At 40.6% G+C, this 15,852-nt stretch carries 21 protein-coding genes; 14 read left to right on the forward strand and 7 right to left on the reverse strand.

Going from position 1 to position 15,852, the window contains the following annotated elements:
- Positions 1-38: 38 nt before the first annotated feature.
- Positions 39-2,495, reverse strand: a complete 2,457-nt coding sequence (gene fadE / locus AC0VZ4_RS06640; protein WP_475441248.1) for an acyl-CoA dehydrogenase FadE — start codon at positions 2,493-2,495, stop codon at positions 39-41.
- A gap of 513 nt (positions 2,496-3,008) precedes the next feature.
- Here fadE and AC0VZ4_RS06645 point away from each other — a divergent pair.
- Positions 3,009-4,241 (forward strand): tyrosine-type recombinase/integrase, encoded by a 1,233-nt coding sequence (locus AC0VZ4_RS06645; RefSeq protein ID WP_475441249.1) that lies wholly within the window; start codon positions 3,009-3,011, stop codon positions 4,239-4,241.
- Between the two features lie 309 nt (positions 4,242-4,550).
- Positions 4,551-5,249: a DUF4760 domain-containing protein gene (locus tag AC0VZ4_RS06650; protein ID WP_475441250.1), complete on the forward strand. Its 699-nt coding sequence runs from the start codon at positions 4,551-4,553 to the stop codon at positions 5,247-5,249.
- A gap of 62 nt (positions 5,250-5,311) precedes the next feature.
- Here the strand turns inward: AC0VZ4_RS06650 and AC0VZ4_RS06655 are convergent, their stop codons facing one another.
- On the reverse strand, positions 5,312-5,608 hold the full coding sequence (locus tag AC0VZ4_RS06655; protein ID WP_475441251.1) for a hypothetical protein: 297 nt from the start codon (positions 5,606-5,608) through the stop codon (positions 5,312-5,314).
- Positions 5,609-5,741: 133 nt separating this feature from the next.
- Between AC0VZ4_RS06655 and AC0VZ4_RS06660 the strand changes: the two genes are divergently transcribed.
- Positions 5,742-6,407 carry a hypothetical protein gene (locus AC0VZ4_RS06660; protein WP_475441252.1) on the forward strand — a complete coding sequence of 222 codons (666 nt, stop codon included), beginning with the start codon at positions 5,742-5,744 and terminating at the stop codon, positions 6,405-6,407.
- Between the two features lie 45 nt (positions 6,408-6,452).
- Here the strand turns inward: AC0VZ4_RS06660 and AC0VZ4_RS06665 are convergent, their stop codons facing one another.
- A complete protein-coding gene (locus tag AC0VZ4_RS06665) occupies positions 6,453-6,788 on the reverse strand; it encodes a hypothetical protein (protein WP_475441253.1) in 336 nt (111 codons plus the stop codon).
- A 172-nt stretch (positions 6,789-6,960) separates the two neighbouring features.
- The gene (locus AC0VZ4_RS06670; protein WP_475441254.1) at positions 6,961-7,581 is read right to left on the reverse strand and encodes a LexA family protein; all 621 of its coding nucleotides are present in this window, start codon (positions 7,579-7,581) and stop codon (positions 6,961-6,963) included.
- Positions 7,582-7,763: 182 nt separating this feature from the next.
- Here AC0VZ4_RS06670 and AC0VZ4_RS06675 point away from each other — a divergent pair, with 182 nt between their 5' ends.
- Positions 7,764-7,982: a YdaS family helix-turn-helix protein gene (locus AC0VZ4_RS06675; RefSeq protein WP_475441255.1), complete on the forward strand. Its 219-nt coding sequence runs from the start codon at positions 7,764-7,766 to the stop codon at positions 7,980-7,982.
- Positions 7,979-8,326 carry a hypothetical protein gene (locus AC0VZ4_RS06680; protein ID WP_475441256.1) on the forward strand — a complete coding sequence of 116 codons (348 nt, stop codon included), beginning with the start codon at positions 7,979-7,981 and terminating at the stop codon, positions 8,324-8,326. Before AC0VZ4_RS06675 ends, AC0VZ4_RS06680 begins: the two co-directional genes overlap by 4 nt.
- Here AC0VZ4_RS06680 and AC0VZ4_RS06685 read toward each other — a convergent pair.
- A complete protein-coding gene (locus AC0VZ4_RS06685; RefSeq protein ID WP_475441257.1) occupies positions 8,295-8,579 on the reverse strand; it encodes a hypothetical protein in 285 nt (94 codons plus the stop codon). The two genes, AC0VZ4_RS06680 and AC0VZ4_RS06685, sit on opposite strands and share 32 nt — an antisense overlap.
- Positions 8,580-8,675: 96 nt before the next feature.
- Between AC0VZ4_RS06685 and AC0VZ4_RS06690 the strand changes: the two genes are divergently transcribed.
- Positions 8,676-9,032 (forward strand): hypothetical protein, encoded by a 357-nt coding sequence (locus AC0VZ4_RS06690; RefSeq protein ID WP_475441258.1) that lies wholly within the window; start codon positions 8,676-8,678, stop codon positions 9,030-9,032.
- On the opposite strand, the gene AC0VZ4_RS06695 is transcribed toward AC0VZ4_RS06690, so the two are convergent.
- On the reverse strand, positions 9,029-9,319 hold the full coding sequence (locus AC0VZ4_RS06695; protein WP_475441259.1) for a hypothetical protein: 291 nt from the start codon (positions 9,317-9,319) through the stop codon (positions 9,029-9,031). The genes AC0VZ4_RS06690 and AC0VZ4_RS06695 overlap by 4 nt on opposite strands.
- A 96-nt stretch (positions 9,320-9,415) precedes the next feature.
- Between AC0VZ4_RS06695 and AC0VZ4_RS06700 the strand changes: the two genes are divergently transcribed.
- Positions 9,416-9,805, forward strand: a complete 390-nt coding sequence (locus AC0VZ4_RS06700; protein ID WP_149614073.1) for a hypothetical protein — start codon at positions 9,416-9,418, stop codon at positions 9,803-9,805.
- Here the strand turns inward: AC0VZ4_RS06700 and AC0VZ4_RS06705 are convergent.
- Positions 9,792-10,073, reverse strand: coding sequence for a hypothetical protein (locus tag AC0VZ4_RS06705; RefSeq protein WP_149614072.1), 282 nt, complete (start codon positions 10,071-10,073; stop codon positions 9,792-9,794). The two genes, AC0VZ4_RS06700 and AC0VZ4_RS06705, sit on opposite strands and share 14 nt — an antisense overlap.
- A gap of 96 nt (positions 10,074-10,169) precedes the next feature.
- Between AC0VZ4_RS06705 and AC0VZ4_RS06710 the strand changes: the two genes are divergently transcribed.
- The 7 genes from AC0VZ4_RS06710 to AC0VZ4_RS06740 are packed head-to-tail and all read left to right on the forward strand — an operon-like array spanning position 10,170 to position 15,813.
- Positions 10,170-10,442, forward strand: a complete 273-nt coding sequence (locus AC0VZ4_RS06710; protein ID WP_475441260.1) for a helix-turn-helix transcriptional regulator — start codon at positions 10,170-10,172, stop codon at positions 10,440-10,442.
- 10 nt (positions 10,443-10,452) lie between these two features.
- Entirely contained in the window at positions 10,453-10,755 is a 303-nt protein-coding gene (locus AC0VZ4_RS06715; RefSeq protein WP_475441261.1) for a hypothetical protein, read from the forward strand.
- Positions 10,756-10,773: 18 nt separating this feature from the next.
- Complete coding sequence (locus AC0VZ4_RS06720; protein ID WP_475441262.1) at positions 10,774-11,187, forward strand: hypothetical protein; 414 nt, start codon at positions 10,774-10,776, stop codon at positions 11,185-11,187.
- 9 nt (positions 11,188-11,196) lie between these two features.
- Complete coding sequence (locus tag AC0VZ4_RS06725) at positions 11,197-11,796, forward strand: DNA N-6-adenine-methyltransferase (RefSeq protein WP_475441263.1); 600 nt, start codon at positions 11,197-11,199, stop codon at positions 11,794-11,796.
- Positions 11,797-11,828: 32 nt separating this feature from the next.
- Complete coding sequence (locus AC0VZ4_RS06730) at positions 11,829-12,113, forward strand: hypothetical protein (protein ID WP_475441264.1); 285 nt, start codon at positions 11,829-11,831, stop codon at positions 12,111-12,113.
- A 13-nt stretch (positions 12,114-12,126) separates the two neighbouring features.
- Complete coding sequence (locus AC0VZ4_RS06735) at positions 12,127-12,675, forward strand: 3'-5' exonuclease (RefSeq protein WP_475441265.1); 549 nt, start codon at positions 12,127-12,129, stop codon at positions 12,673-12,675.
- The gene (locus AC0VZ4_RS06740; RefSeq protein WP_475441266.1) at positions 12,676-15,813 is read left to right on the forward strand and encodes a replication endonuclease; all 3,138 of its coding nucleotides are present in this window, start codon (positions 12,676-12,678) and stop codon (positions 15,811-15,813) included. It begins immediately after the preceding gene.
- Positions 15,814-15,852 lie beyond the last annotated feature (39 nt).

The raw sequence follows: 15,852 nt of genomic DNA on the forward strand, positions 1-15,852 counted from the left end.
ATTAGGCGCTGGCTTTTAGTATTCAAATGCTTACTTAGTTAAGCCTCATCAGCTTCTTTTTTAACGCTATTTCGTGCTGCTTTGCCTGCAAGTAAATCAGCAGGGTCAAAGTCATCAACGTTAATAACATCTAAGCGAGATTGCTCAACGGCAGCTAGTTTATCAGCCTCTGCTTGGCTTAATATACCGGCTTCAAGTCCCATTTGTGCTACTTTATCAAGCTGGAAAAATGGCAGTTTAAGGCCTTTCTCTTTACATACTCTTTCAAATAATGGCTCAACGTCTAGGATGTCTTTAAGCGTTTGCTCTTGACGACCGACAAGGTTAAGCGGCTCATTTTTTAAGTATACGTAGCTTGCTAAGCGGTTACGCGTTTCACTAGGTACTTGTAGTAGTTGCGCAAGTTTATGCTCAAGTTGGTCAGTTGGTTTACGAACCGGGCGACCAAACGGGAATAACAATACTTTTAACACGGCACGTAGTGGAGCCGAAGGCATGTTATTAATTAAATCAGCAAGTGCACGTTGGCAATGGTAAAGATGATCTTGGCAACTCCATTTTACTAGAGCAAAATCTTCTTTTTTACGGCCTTCGTCGTTGTAACGCTTAAGCGTTGCAGACACTAAGTATAAGTAACTAAGTAAGTCACCTAAACGTGCTGAAATACGTTCTTTACGTTTAAGTGAGCCACCAAATACTGCCATGCTAATGTCTGACATAAGAGCAAGTGATGCACTAAAGCGTGACGCTATACGGTAAAATTCAGCTGTTTCGTCGTTGTACGGCACACTTGTAAAACGAGCGCCGGTAAGTGCAAGCCATTTAGTACGTACAAGGTTCGACATAGTAAAACCAATGTGACCCATTAGCGCTTTATCAAATACGTTAAGCGCTTCTTCGCGGTCTTCAATTTCGCACGCACCTAGTTCGGTAAGTACAAATGGATGACAGCGAATTGCACCTTGACCGTAAATAATCATATTACGAGTCAAGATATTTGCACCTTCAACGGTAATGGCAATAGGTGCACCTTGATAGCCACGACCTAAATAGTTATTTGGCCCAAGCATGATGCCCTTACCGCCAAGTACATCCATTGCATGAATAGTTGCATCACGCATTTGCTCTGTCAGGTGGTATTTAATAATGGCAGAAACAACTGATGGCTTTTCGCCCAAATCAACCGCACCTGTAGACATACTAACCGCAGCATCAGAGCTGTAAGCGTAACCAGCAAGTTTTGCTAGTGACTCTTCAACACCTTCCATTTTACCAATAGGTAAGCGGAACTGGCGACGAATGCGGCTATACGCACCCGTTGCAACGGCAATCATTTTAATGCCGCCAGCAGAATTTGACGGCAATGTAATTGCACGACCAACCGATAAACACTCAACCAGCATGCGCCAGCCTTGACCAGCCATATCTGGACCACCAATAATATAATCAAGTGGTACGAAAATGTCTTTACCGCGAGTAGGACCATTTTGAAATGGAACGTTTAGCGGGAAATGTCGGCGACCAATTTCAACTCCAGGAGTGTCCGTTGGAATAAGTGCACAGGTGATGCCTGGCTCTTTATTGTCGCCAATTAGGCCGTCTGGATCTTGTAACTTAAACGCAAGTCCAAGCACGGTAGCCACTGGGGCAAGTGTTATGTAGCGCTTATTCCACGTTAAACTAACACCCACAACCTCTTCACCATTCCATTGCCCTTTACATACCACACCGTAGTCTGGAATTGAGCTTGCATCAGAACCCGCTTCTGGCGAAGTTAATGCAAAACATGGAATTTCTTGACCGCTCGCTAAGCGCGGTAAGTAATGATCTTTTTGCTCTTTTGTACCATAGTGTTGTAATAATTCACCTGGGCCTAAAGAGTTCGGTACACCAACAATTGACGAAAGTAATGTTGATTTACTTGTTAGTTTTTGAAGTACACATGACTGTGCAAATGCAGAAAACTCTAAACCGCCGTATTCTTTTTTGATGATCATGGCAAAGAATTTATTATCTTTTAGATATTGCCATACATCTTGAGGAAGGTCGGTTAGTTCGTGTGTTGCTTCCCAATCGTCCAACATGCCACATACTACTTCAACAGGGCCATCAACAAAGGCTTGCTCTTCAATAGTAAGTTTAGGAACTGGGTATTGGTGAAGTTTTTTCCAATCGGGATTACCGCAAAATAAGTCAGCTTCCCACCAAGTAGTACCGGCATCAATAGCTGATTTTTCAGTATCAGACATGCTTGGTGTTACTTTTCTGAACACAGCAAAAATAGGTTTGATAATATATTGCTGACGAAGGCCAGTAACAGAAAGAGGAACCGCGATGATCAAAAAGATCAACCAGCTAATTAAACCAAAAGCACCGGCGAAGGTGCCTATAAGTAGGGTTGCAGCAGAAACACCAAGTGCTGTGTTCCAACTCGCTCTGTGGTAAATCGCTGTGCAAAGCAGCACGATTAAACCGAGTGTAAATATGAGTGTCATTTTTATTCCTTAATAGAGGTCAGACCACCTCACTTAGAGTAGCGCTAGTCACAGTAATTTTCAAGTACATAACGATGTTAAATTGTAGTAGAAAGTAACTTAAATACGATATTTACTTACCCGATAGAGGGAGGCTTAATAACTATCGTATAGTCAAAGCATTAGCCGTAAGCAGTGTTAACGTAAAAATAAATAAATCTAATAGCAAAATGACACTTTTTAAGTAAATATAGCCGTTATAGCGGGCTGCAAATTAGTGTACGCTTAATACACAAATATAACGCTATTTATTTTAATGTATGGTTTTTAAGGGTTATTTTATTAATGTGTGAATTACTTGGCATGTCAGTTTTTAATAATGCTATCCGTACTAACTAGTCTTAACCACCCTGTATTACTTAACCTTTAGTATTTAAAACTGTTCTTCTTGTCTCTTTAAGTTAGTATTATCTCAGTCAAAACTGCGACCAAAACTGTGACCTATGTGGTGGTCACAGTTTCAATGGGTGAGATATGAAATTTACAGACAAATCTATAAAAGCGCTTAAGCCTAAGCAAAGTCGGTATGTATTAACTGAAAATGGTAACTACGGCGAAGGGCGTTTACAAATACGTGTAAATGAAACTGGAACTAAAACATTTAGAGTGCAGTATCACTTTAATGCCAAACGTAAAGTAATGGGCATTGGTACTTACCCTGCAATTGATTTAAAAGCAGCGCGCAGTAAGCATGCCGAAATATCAGAACTACTCAGAAACAACATTGACCCACAAGAAAATAAATTAACCCAAGCAAGTATCGCATTTGAATCAGCAGCTAAACGAACAATGCACCAAATGCTTGATGATTTTAATATTTATATAAGTACACGTTGGGCAGAGTCAACTATAGACAGAACTGAAAAGCTAATTAAAAGAAATCTCACCCCATATATTGCAACTGATTTAATGCCAGATGAGTTCACAATAGATATGGCACGCGACATTATTTATCGTGTCTATAATCGCGGCGCTAAAGAGCAGGCTCGTCTAGTTCGAAGTGTATTAATGAGTATATTAAAATTTGCAATTGATTTTGATAACTCACCAGAGCAATACAAAAAGCCAAATCACTACGATATAAAAACCAACTTCATAAGAGACATCAATTTTGAAACGCCAAAAAACAAAGGCGAACGCTGGCTAAACGAAGATGAACTAAAAAAAGTATGGAATGCCGACGACCTGCCTTATTACACCCACCAATACATAAAACTGGCATTATTACTTGGTGGCCAACGAGTAAACGAGGTTTACGGCTCTTACGCAAGTGACTTTGACCTAGAAAATAAAACGTTCACTATTCCCGCTAGCAGAATAAAAGTACAACAGCGTGGCGATCACATAGTGCCATTGTGCGATACCGCAATAGCTATAATACAAGAGCTAACGCAGCAGCAAGGCAAAGCAGGACAAATGTTTCCGCATCGTGATAACCCAATAGCTAGCGCTCATGTATCAACACTTCGCATGGCAATAATACGTTGGTGTGAAAAAAACAAAGTACCAAACTTTAATCCGCGCGACCTGCGACGCACGTGTAAAACACTCATGGGCAAAGCGGGTATTGATAAAATAAACCGCGACATACTCCAACAACACAACAAGTTTGACGTATCAAGCGTGCATTATGACAGGTATGACTACATGAAAGAAAAAAGCAAAAGCATAGAAGTGTGGGAGAGATTTATAAAGGCAATAAATTGAGGCAGGTTGAGACTAAATAAACAGATATAATATTGACATATATTCTATTAGCTTTATTATATTACAGTGTAATTTAATAAAAAATTGTAAAAGCAGACAAAAAACTATTAAAAATTTTATAAAAAATTGAAATATCATAAGGCTACAACAAACTGCTGCGGCCTAATAAAATTCATATAACGAGTTTGTGCAAACAAAAGTAAGACGTAAACTTAGTTAATTAATATTATAAAGTAGATATATAGGAGTAAATATGATTAAACATATAGCAATGGGCGATGATCAAGGTTTAGACTTCTTGGGTTAACAATGAAACAGAAAATACTACTTATTAACGCCAGCTTTTTAGCTGGCGTTCTTGTATGCGGCATAGTGTATGTTGGTGTGCCAGCATTGTTGACGAAAGAATATTTCCCGCTGGCATCTGCTATGGCGGTGCTGTTATCAGCAACAATCGCGCTATCATCTGCTTACTATACAGTAACCAACCACAACATAAGAACCCGTGAAAAAAACACTATTGACGTAATCCATCAAGGAAAGGGGAAAATAGGCCCCGAGTACATATACGTAAAAGACTTCCTAAAAGATAACGAAAACCAAAAAAACGATTCGCTAATTTACCTTGCCAGAAATAGCGCAACTATAGAAGAAATGAGACCAATATTAGATAAGCTAAATGAGCTAGAGCACCTATGCGAAGGTATTTTTAAAGGATTTTACGACAAAGGTATAATCCAAGACAACCGTGGCTCAACTGTTATCTATATATGGGAAACATTACAGCCATATATAAATGAAAGGCGTGTTGTTCAACAGGCTAGAATGGAAAAGCACCCAAAGTTTAGAGAGTCAGAAGAAAATAGGCCATTTCACTGGTTAGAAAAAGCTTACGAACTATTTACTAATACAAACGAGAAAAGTGATAGTGAGGTAAAATACTTAGTAATTGCCAATATTCTACTGTTTATTCCATGCTTACCCGCTATTATAGAATTAGTAAACTAGGAGAATAAATTTATGAAAATACAAGATGACTACGAGCCCGTTTAACACGGGCTTTTTAATGCCTACAAATCAACATTGCCATGTAAAGCATTTAAAAATAGCCTAGCGTTTACGGTTTGGTGAATAAAGCACTCAGAGCAAACAAGCGTAAAAACAGGCACGTTAGCGGTGTCGATTTTATAGCTAGCAGTAAAGCAATCAATCGGCAGCTCATACACACCAATTAACTCGTTTTCATTACCCAAAAATTTAAGCTCACCTGTTTTGCACACAGGGCAAATAGCCCCGTTAGTTATTTTATTTAAAAAAGGCGCGGCATGATCAGCATGCACCGCTAAATAATTATGTTGTTTACCCACGCTTAACTTGCCCAATCAATCTATTTTCTTCACCGCAGTATAGCATTGGCTGTATAAATACACAGGTTGTTAAAACCTGAACGAAAACTTAACCTATACCTTTGCAACATTATGGGAAATATAAGGAAAGGGCATGATATTAAAAGTACTAGGTTGGTTTTTTGGGATAAGTTTTTTAATTAGTGGCATAGCTAGTTTAAGCACAGGCGATATTGCTACAGGGTTAATATTACTGGCGGCTTCAGCAATATGTTTACCGCCGTTGCTTAGCAAAATAAACGCAGCCGCAAAAAGCAAAATAGAGGTAACCCAAGGCAAAGCAGTAATAGCCAGTATTGTATTGTTGTTTATTGCAGCGGCCTTCGCTACGCCACCCCCGCCACTTACTCCAGAGCAAAAAGCCCAGCAAGCCCAAAAGGAAAGGATAGAGAAAGAAATTGAGAAACGTGAAATAGCCGCAGAGCAAGAGAGATTGCGAATTAAGGCGGAAAAAATAGAGCGTGAAAAAGCAGAGGAGCTAGCTGCTGAGCGAGAGGAGGAGTGCAAATCTGATTATATGCATTATTATATGGCTCAAAAATTTGTCAAAAAATACCTTAAGTCACCATCCACTGCAGATTTTCCATCGTCTAATGATAGTGACGTAAGGGTTGAGTATGCAGGCGATTGCGTTCATAAAATATGGGCGTATGTAGATTCGCAAAACTCATTTGGTGCAACAATTAGAACGCCTTATTATGTTGAGATTAAAAACGAAATTGTGGATGATAAATGGAGTTTGCTTGATATAAAAATGTAAAAAAAAGGCCGCTAAATTAGCGGCCTTTTTCGTAATCCGTAAATATCAGGGTGTTTTCTTTTCGATATGATTTACACGAAAGTCCATACGCGCAACGTCTTTTTCGTTTTGAGTAACACGATTAGATAGTTTTAATAAATCGTCTTTAGTCGCTACTGTATTTTGAATTGTATTAACAGACAAAATTAACGCATCGAGTTTAGTATCAAGCTTTTCGAAGCGTTGATCTAACTGCGTAAACCGATTATCAACATTATCTACGCGGTTATTCCACGTCCACGCCGCAATACCAACAGTAACCATAAATACAATACTTGCAATAAATTCAAAGGTAACAAATTGGCCGCGAGTTGCTGGGGCGTTATCGTTGTTGTTTGACATTTTTAGTTCCGTTATTTTTTGTTCTGTAAAGTGACGAAAGCGTCAATTAATAAGCAAAGTATAACAGCAGGCTATAGGGCTTACAACAAAATAGAACGCGATAGAAAGTATAAGAACGCATAAGACCGCATTAAAACCAATACATTGTGCAAAAGCACAGTATTCAGTAAAACTAAAGTGACTTACCCGTAAATATAACTTTTCCCACCAACGTGCAATTACCATTAATCGGTATTAGTTGCTCTGGCCAGTTGGGGTTGGCGGCTTTTAGGAATTTGTGGCCGCTTTCGATTATTAACTGTTTGAAGGTGGCTTCGTTATTATCGTCTAGACGCGCTACTACGTAAGAACCATGAATACACTCGGCCTCTGGGTCTACAAATATTAAATCGCCGTCATAAAATTTAGGCTCCATGCTCACACCTTGCACCTTAAGCGCAAAGGTCAGGTCGCTGCATTTTACGGGGCATAAGTAACGCTCAGCCTCGTAGGCTTTAATTTCGCTAATTTCAGACCATGCACCTGCTTGCACCCAGCTAATTAACGGCACCGCCGCTTTAAGTGTTGGCCCCGGTGCAACGTTACTGTTTTCGTTTTCACTAATTCCAAACCGCAAGTATTCAGGTGTGCATTGCAAGCCGCGAGCTAACGCCTCAATGTTGCGCGGGTTTTTAGTGTCGCCTTTTTCTAGTTTTTGTATAGATGTTTGTGCAACACCAACCAAATCAGCAAGTTGATATTGAGTTAAACCTAACTGCTTGCGACGTTCCTTCACTCTTTCTGCAATATCCATATTCATCCTTTTTATTTATAAAATTACTTTAAGTTATTTATTTTCTGCGATTATTACAACCTTTTGTAATAATCGCAAATTACTTAAAGCTATCCCTTATTATGCATAAAAGTAATTATTGTGTTTGACAATGAATTAAAGTGATCTTAGTATTACCTAAAGTAATCTGAATAGAGGTGTTTATGTCTGCCATTGAAAAAGCAGTTTGCCTAATTGGTGGGCAAACCAAGCTCGCCACAGTCCTAGGTACTAAGCAATCAGTAGTCCATCACTGGGTTAGCCGACATGGTCAAGCCCCAGCGAAATACATTCCACGTATTTCAGAACTAACTAACGGTGAAATATCGGTAAACGATTTACTAGCCGATCATCAAAAAAGCAAAAAGGAAGATGCAGCATGAGCACTGAAATTACTTATTGCGATAAGACTCGCCAAGAAGTTGAAGTATGGCTAAAAGAGGAGCAATCACGCGTTGATGCAGGTGAGGAGCCTAGTAGTGATTACACTTTTTATAACGTGGTGCTGCGAGAAATTGGTAGGCAAGAGCGAGCGATTGAAATTGTTACCTTGTTACAGCCCGTTGTTAATTATGAGCATGAGCCAGATTTTGAAGTGTTAAAGCATGTGCTGCGTGAGTTTTACAAAAAACGCAAGCAACACATGGGAAATGCTAGTTATAGCCCTGAGGAGTTCAAGGCGTTGATTGGCGACATTACGCGTTCTTTACGTCTTGATTTACTTTGAGCATTGGGCTGAATGAACCACTTATAAGTAAAACGGCGGTTTTTTCGGTCAGGGCGTAGCCTTTGCCCGATTCGAATAAGTAACCAGCGTTAACCATAAAATCGAGCGCATATTCTAGTTCGTCCGGTTTTACGTTTAGCGCTTGGGCGGTAATTAACCCGCTAGCCGGAAAGGTGGGTGATAGAGATTCTACAATTTGGTCGGCTAGGGTATTTAGCTGCGCAACCAAGTGAAGTTGTAGGGTTAAAGACATAGGTTTTTCCTCTTTGTTTTGGTTTGTGAATATTCGCACTTGCAACATACCAAAACAGAGAGGGATTTTACATAAATTAGGTAAGGACGATGCAGCATGAGTACAGAAATTGAAGCACAAGAAGATGCGAGTATAGAGTTTGGTAAAAAAATACAAGCCTTGTTTGCTGAATACGCCGCTGACAAAAAGATGACGTTTGAGCATATGGGGGCAACGGCTTTATATGTCGCTACGCATTTAAATGATGAAGGCGAAAGGCGTGAAGGTAGCTATTTGATACCACAAATTAAAGAAGTGGAAACTATTAAAAATAGCGCAGATATTGCGGCCATTATTACTTGTTACATTTTGAGCTACAAAAAAGCGTGGAGCGGCTACCCAGACAGAAGTAAAAACACAAGGTTAAAAGCGCAGCAAATAGCTGCGCTTTTAGAGAAATCAATTGGTTATTAATTAAGAAAAGAAAAACGAGTTTGCGAGTCTGTATTTATTTCGCTTTGGTTGCATAAATCGTTGTCGTAGCCTTTTTCGGTTAACAAGAACGATGTGCCACTAGGTAGGGCAATAATATATTTCTCGTGAAGTAAGAAGGCGATAGTTCCTTTGAGCGCATTAGATGAGGTTTCATCGGGCTCATTAAAAATATCGTCAGGAGTAAGTGTTACAGGGGTTGGGAAGTTGCTGCATAAACGGTTAAAAATTGCAGTGGCGATAGCTTTGTAATCTTGATTGTTATCCATAGGTTTTTCCTCTTTGTTTTGGTTTGTGAATATTCGCACTTGCAACATACCAAAACAGAGAGGGATTTTACATAAATTAGGTAAGGACGATGCAGCATGAGTGACGTTAATGTAACTACGCCTTTAAAGTTTAAATGTAGTGATTGTCATTGGCAGGGCGACGCTGGGCTTATGGAAGTGCAAATTAATGATGACTGCCACTATACGGGCGAAATGAATTGCCCCGATTGTGGTGGCGCTAATGTGGTTAGCTTGCACAAAGCTTGCGTAACGCCTGCGTTTGTTTTGCGCAGAAAGCATTACTTATGCGTGTTGGCAAAGGCAAGCAGCTTAATTGATGACTGTGATGACGATTTGTTAATACAAATGGCGGTAATGAACGCGCTAAAAGCTAAGCGGGAAAAAGCAATAAGTGGCTATTGCGATAGCGAGTTTATTGCTTTTGTTGAACAAGCCTTAAGTAGCGCTGGAATTAAGCGCGTTTAATTTTTGCGGATAAATCGGTGTTAGCAAATTTTAATAAGGCGGATTTGGTTAAGTAAAAAGTGAGTGGTGCGGGGCTGTATAGGTAGCCCATTTGAACTAGGTAATGCAAAGCGCCTTCTAGTTCATCTGAGCTTGCAGCGTCTGTTGATTCGTAGGTGTCGGTTTGTAATTCAATGCCGACTGGGAATTTTTTAATAAGTAGGTCTATTGCCCAAAAGGCCAGTTTATTAAAGTGTTCTAGCTGTTCGTTTTGAATGGTTGATGGCATAGGTTTTTCCTCTTTGTTTTGGTTTGTGAATATTCGCACTTGCAACATAGCAGAACAAAGAGGGATTTTAAATAAACAGGTACAGGAGTGTGCAGCATGAGTAATCAAAATACAGCCGAGTTTTACCGCACTAATTTACGTGGCGAAGTTATTAGCATTAACGACCGTTTTTTACGCCCAGCAGATGTGGCTGAAAAATGTGGCTTACATCGCTCGTCGTTATACAGGTTGATGGAAAAAGGGCAGTTTCCTAAAACACATAAAATATCGAGTGGCCGTGTTGTATGGCTTGAAGCCGATATTGAAGAGTTTATGCGTTTGGGCGGCGAGAAGTTTCAAGAAATTTACGGCAACAAACAAGTAAGTTAGGAGCAAAGTAATGACTACTGAAAATACTAAATGCAATTGTTTTACCGAAAACCTAGAGCGCGTTAAAAATCATTTAACTGAGCAGGGAACAATACCTGAAGGTGCTATTGAAGTTGATGTGAGCTGGGAAAATCAAACATACATACTCAGTGGAGGCGACCATTCACCTGTAAATCCTAAGATTAATTTCAAATACCGAGCTGCAAAAAAAATGGGGGGTCATGCCATCAATAAACGAAAAGAGAAAATAAACATATTTGCAAACTTTTGTTGTTTTTGCGGACGTAAATATCAAAAGAATGGCAAAGCGTAAACAACTAGGAGCATAACTATGGCAAATGCAGCATTAGAAATTGCAAAAAAACGCGTTATTACAGGCGTAAACGAACAGCCTGAAAAAACTCAGTTAAAAGTTGTTGATGTAAAGCCAACACCAAAGGGGCTTACTGAAATTAGAGGGCTATTTAACATCGATCGTAATACCGCTGAATATGTGTATACGCACTTGAGTAAACCGCAGCAAGTAATTGTGTGTTATTCGGCAGGTTTATCTAAAAGTGATTTAGAAAGGAGCTATCACCAATTTGACCGTGAAAAGCGACTTAAAATTCATCAAGCTATTTTACAGCTTCAAGAAATAGTAACTGCCTTTGTTGATGCTAATGCCATGACACCAAGCCGTTTTTTACAAAAGCGAGATTTTAGCATTGCTAAAAATACTCAAAAAACAGAACAAGCACATTAAGGATTAGCCATGACTCCCGATCAACTAATCAATCAAGACAGTGGCAATGTTGAGTTTTATACGCCTGATAAAGTTTTGAAGTATGTACACCAAATGTTTCCCGTTATTGATTTAGACCCTGCAAGTTGTGCTGTGGCTAACAAGTCAGTAAAAGCAACGTGTTACTTAACCAAAGATGACGATGCATTAACAAGAAATTGGATAGCTAATACCGTTTGGTTAAATCACCCATTCAACAAAGGTGAAATAGCATGCAAACCAAAATGCGTTAAAAAAATATGTAACGACCCGACTTACAGTAAGTATCGGGGCCATTGTATTACCGAAGACATAGCCAGCAACGGCGATTGGATTGACTACTACTTAGACCAATATGCTCAAGGTAACTTTAAAGAAGCGATGAACATCACCTTTGTTAATAGCTCAGAAGCATGGTGCCAAAAGTTATTAAACGCAGGTTTAAGCTGTTTTATTGATGGCCGCACACACTTTAATGACCCACAAGGCAATGTAAAAAAGGGCGCACCAAAAGGCTGCTTTATTACTTACCTTGGCGATAGACCAAACAAGTTCCGTGCAATATTCTCAGCGCTTGGCGTTGTTAAATAACAACCAATAAAACCCCCTAAGGAATACTAAAAATGACCACTATCAAAGACCAAGATCTATTTAAAAAACAGAACTTAGTAAGAAATATCATTGAACACGCTATCGACCAAGCCAACTTTACTATTCGCAATTTAAACAAACGCCCAACAGTTGCAATGCTTATGGAGTGTGAAAACTGCCTAACTGACTTTTTGCCAATAGTGAGAATGATTGTTGATGTACATGATGTATACGCGCCAGTTTACGACCAAATGCAAACCGCATTAGACGCCGCGCAAATTCACGGTGAGCCTAAAATTATTGAAATTTATCTATAAAGAGGAGAAAACTATGAACCACGTAATGCTTGATTTAGAAACTATGGGGCAGGGTGATAACGCTGCTATTGTTGCCATTGGCGCGGTATTTTTTGAGCCGACTACTGGTGAAATTGGCGATAGTTTTTATAGAAAGATTGATTTAGAAAGCGCCGCACAATACGGCGAGATTGACCCAAGCACCGTGCTTTGGTGGTTAAAGCAAAGTGATGCCGCCCGCGCTGAAATTACTAGTAATGATACCAGCCATTTGCTTGATGCATTATCTGGTTTTACAAAGTGGATCTCACAAATAGAAAACTTTAAGAGCCGTGTTGTTTGGGGTAATGGTTCAAGCTTTGACAATGTAATTATTGGTAACGCATTTAAAACGGCAAGCTGGGAAAAGCCTTGGGCATTTTGGAATGACCGCGATGTTAGAACCGTTGTTGAATTAGGTCGCACACTTAAAGGGTTTGATCCTAAGCGTGATATGCCCTTTACAGGCACGGCACACAACGCACTAGATGATGCTATTCATCAAGCCAAATATGTATCAGCCATTTACAAGGCACTTGCATAAATGAGCATGTGGCCCATTGTAAGTTTTGATGTTGTAACAGCGGCTTTAACTATGGTTAAGGCCGTTGACGACATTGAACACCGCACAACATTAATAAACGGCCTTGGCCGTTTTACTGCGTATAGCCAATATAAAATGGTGAAGCAGTACATTGCCAAAATTACCCCACCAAATAATGCCTGGTATAAAGACGAGCCCATAAACCCAAGCGAAAAAGCAAACGCTTGGTTTTATGATGAGCTTAAAACCACACAGCACCGCATTGATGTAACCAACCTTAAGCTAAGTGCGCCGGCTAAATCGGCACTTAAAAAAGTGCATTACAATAATATTCATAACTTTATTGTTAAAGACATAATCCAAAGCGGCCGTAAGCCAAGCATACAAGCAAGCTTTGTACGCCAAACTGCCAGTAATATGGAATTTGCACACAAGCAGCGTGATGTAAAAAAGCCACAACCTGTAACCAGCCAGAATTTACAGCAGCCGGTTGGCGATCAGGTTACTAAGTCTGCCATGTCGGTTATTGCTGCTATTGACGATGCGTATCAAGTTGCGCATGTTTATAAGTGTTTAGCTACCGTGCCTAAGCCGCTGCAAATGCGCGTAGCTAAACGTTATATTGATAAGTACACGCACATTAAAAACACCGGTAAAGCGAATGGCGAAACCGAACAGCAATACAACGAAAGGCTAATAAACAGCAGCCGCAAAAACTACGACTTTAGCGATATAAAAACAGCGCATAAAAAGCCAGCAATTACAGTGGCCGAAGTGCGCAAGCAAATTAAAGCAAATGATTGGTTACGCCGCACAGTTGCAACGTTGCAACCACGCCTAAAAATACTCGAGCAAATTACTAATGCTATGCCGCTGCCTTGGCATATCTTGGCCAATGCAGATAAAACCAAAAAACACGCAAATGTATTGGCAATGCAAGTGGCCGAAATAATAGCCGACCTTGCAAAAGAACACCCCACGTGGGATGCAACCGACATACACGAAAAAGTAAACGAGTACGCGGCACAATTTACTGTGCAATTAAAGTTTGCTGAAAAAGGGGACTACCTAACAGTACCCGATGCTGAAGTGGACCTTTTAAAAGCACAAAGCCACACATGGTGGGCAAATAAACTTAAAACAGTGCGTAGGCGTTACCTTGAACACCTAGAAATTGCCACAGGCGAAGTAGGGCGCGACCTATTTAACAGCACCGATAAAAAAGGCGCTACAACCACAAAACGCCGTGGTATAAGTGCGTATTGTTCAAAACAAGCAGTGGCGGAATACACCACCAATCGCGAACGCGGGCAACGTTACCTAGAAAGCCTAGAATTAGTAAACGAACAAAACGATGTTATATCGCTAATGAAAGCGGTAGAAGCAGGTGTTGCCAACCCCGAAAACATGCGTAACGAATTAATGCTACGCATACGCGAAACCGAAGAACTGGCCGACGAAATGGGCTATACCGGTGGCTTTTATAACATTACAGCGCCTAGCCGTTTTCATGCAAATTCGCCAACGTGGGATGGGTCAACCCCAAAAGACGCAAGCCTTTACTTAAACAAACTCTATTCGCAAGCACGCGCTAAATTAGACCGCCTTGAAATACCGTATTTTGGACTACGTGTAGCCGAGCCACACGCCGACGGTTGCACCCACTGGCACATGCTTTTATGGATGCCAGCGCGTTACTACGACCAAGTTAATCATTTATTACGCCGCTACTTTACCCGCGATGACCGCGAGGTATTTTTTCAGCGTTTTAAAAACCGCAAAGCATTACGCGCACGCTACACAAAAGCGCGCCGTATTTGGGGTTTAAATAAATCTAAAAAGGTGTACACCCGTGCACCGGTTAAAAACTACTTTCCGAGCAGCCCACGCTACACCGCTATAAAAATGCTATCTGCAACGGTAGATAAAGACGGTAAAAAGTCAGGCGGGGCGGCGGCTTATGTTGCTAAGTACGTAAGCAAAAATATTGATGGCTTTGCACTGGCAAACGAATTTGATGCCGAAACAGGCGAAAAACTCACCCAAGCAGTTAACCCTGTTAAAGCATGGGCGAGTACGTGGGGTATTAGGCAGTTTCAATTTCAAAAATCGCCATCAATTACTATTTGGCGCGAATTGCGCCGAGTGCGCGAAGAAGTGCAAGGCAACGAGCAACTAGAACAAGTACGTAAAGCCGCCGACGCTGGCGACTTTAAAACCTTTGTTACCTTAATGGGTGGCTTTGGTATTGGCCGCGATGCCCGTTTTAAACCTGCCTACCAACACACCGAATACGGCAATGAATATGCCGAATTTACTAAACGCTTAAAAGGCGTTGAAGATACAACAGGCCTTTGCACGTTGGTAACTCGCTTACATACCTGGTCTAAGCAAACCATAGGCACCGCAGCAAACGATAACACCGCTGCAATTGATGGGCAGGATGCTAACAACGTCGGCGCAGCCGACCTACCTTGGACTAGTGGGAATAATCGTACGCCTTTAGCTGTAGGGCATACAGACGAATTATTGCTAGACATGATCGGTTTTTCTAAAAAAGAGATCGCGAGCGTTAAAAAGGATCTGATTGCAGGTAAGCGGGTTAAAAATAACGGCCATATTTACCTAATAAAAGACGGCCATTTAGTGGTACTGGACGAATCAGCGCAGCAAAAAGAGTATCGCCAGTACTCAATTGACTATATAGCGCTTACCGAAGCTCAAAAACACACCCCAAATGTAGATGAGCAAACAGCCAAACCATGCGACGACCTATTAAATATGTTTACTGGCGCTCAAATGAAGCAGTTAAACCAAGGCGGCAACGTTATTAGAGCCAACCGCGTGTACTACCTGCAAGAACGTGAGCTACACAGCTTTGAAAAAGCCCACATGGACACACCACAAAAAGCAATAACGCCTAAACCAACCGAAAAACACTATGCATACGCCCGTGAGCTTTACGACCTAGCACATATGTATGCCGAATTAGATGGGCGAATCACCCCATCAGATACCAAAAAAATAAAAGGTCACGCCGACCTTATCGGCGATTTAGATTTAGCTAGATTAGTGCTAGCTGGTGAAGCAACAGCAATCAGCGACAACGATTGGTGGTCACTGGATTTAATGGCCTAAGTGTACCTACGAATTAACTAATCCGTAGGTACAGATAAA

It is taken from the genome of Pseudoalteromonas sp. QJM3NY_22, assembly GCF_056173065.1.

Excerpts from the sequence above, each read along its gene's own strand:
- AC0VZ4_RS06675 (WP_475441255.1), top strand. The coding sequence starts at position 7,764 with ATGTCTGCCATTGAAAAAGCAGTTTGCCTAATTGGTGGGCAAACCAAG.
- AC0VZ4_RS06650 (WP_475441250.1), top strand. The coding sequence starts at position 4,551 with ATGAAACAGAAAATACTACTTATTAACGCCAGCTTTTTAGCTGGCGTT.
- AC0VZ4_RS06685 (WP_475441257.1), bottom strand. The coding sequence starts at position 8,579 with ATGTCTTTAACCCTACAACTTCACTTGGTTGCGCAGCTAAATACCCTA.
- AC0VZ4_RS06670 (WP_475441254.1), bottom strand. The coding sequence starts at position 7,581 with ATGGATATTGCAGAAAGAGTGAAGGAACGTCGCAAGCAGTTAGGTTTA.
- AC0VZ4_RS06700 (WP_149614073.1), top strand. The coding sequence starts at position 9,416 with ATGAGTGACGTTAATGTAACTACGCCTTTAAAGTTTAAATGTAGTGAT.
- AC0VZ4_RS06740 (WP_475441266.1), top strand. The coding sequence starts at position 12,676 with ATGAGCATGTGGCCCATTGTAAGTTTTGATGTTGTAACAGCGGCTTTA.
- AC0VZ4_RS06645 (WP_475441249.1), top strand. The coding sequence starts at position 3,009 with ATGAAATTTACAGACAAATCTATAAAAGCGCTTAAGCCTAAGCAAAGT.
- AC0VZ4_RS06720 (WP_475441262.1), top strand. The coding sequence starts at position 10,774 with ATGGCAAATGCAGCATTAGAAATTGCAAAAAAACGCGTTATTACAGGC.
- AC0VZ4_RS06735 (WP_475441265.1), top strand. The coding sequence starts at position 12,127 with ATGAACCACGTAATGCTTGATTTAGAAACTATGGGGCAGGGTGATAAC.
- AC0VZ4_RS06695 (WP_475441259.1), bottom strand. The coding sequence starts at position 9,319 with ATGGATAACAATCAAGATTACAAAGCTATCGCCACTGCAATTTTTAAC.
- AC0VZ4_RS06690 (WP_475441258.1), top strand. The coding sequence starts at position 8,676 with ATGAGTACAGAAATTGAAGCACAAGAAGATGCGAGTATAGAGTTTGGT.
- AC0VZ4_RS06710 (WP_475441260.1), top strand. The coding sequence starts at position 10,170 with ATGAGTAATCAAAATACAGCCGAGTTTTACCGCACTAATTTACGTGGC.
- AC0VZ4_RS06665 (WP_475441253.1), bottom strand. The coding sequence starts at position 6,788 with ATGTCAAACAACAACGATAACGCCCCAGCAACTCGCGGCCAATTTGTT.
- fadE (WP_475441248.1), bottom strand. The coding sequence starts at position 2,495 with ATGACACTCATATTTACACTCGGTTTAATCGTGCTGCTTTGCACAGCG.
- AC0VZ4_RS06705 (WP_149614072.1), bottom strand. The coding sequence starts at position 10,073 with ATGCCATCAACCATTCAAAACGAACAGCTAGAACACTTTAATAAACTG.
- AC0VZ4_RS06730 (WP_475441264.1), top strand. The coding sequence starts at position 11,829 with ATGACCACTATCAAAGACCAAGATCTATTTAAAAAACAGAACTTAGTA.
- AC0VZ4_RS06725 (WP_475441263.1), top strand. The coding sequence starts at position 11,197 with ATGACTCCCGATCAACTAATCAATCAAGACAGTGGCAATGTTGAGTTT.
- AC0VZ4_RS06680 (WP_475441256.1), top strand. The coding sequence starts at position 7,979 with ATGAGCACTGAAATTACTTATTGCGATAAGACTCGCCAAGAAGTTGAA.
- AC0VZ4_RS06660 (WP_475441252.1), top strand. The coding sequence starts at position 5,742 with ATGATATTAAAAGTACTAGGTTGGTTTTTTGGGATAAGTTTTTTAATT.
- AC0VZ4_RS06715 (WP_475441261.1), top strand. The coding sequence starts at position 10,453 with ATGACTACTGAAAATACTAAATGCAATTGTTTTACCGAAAACCTAGAG.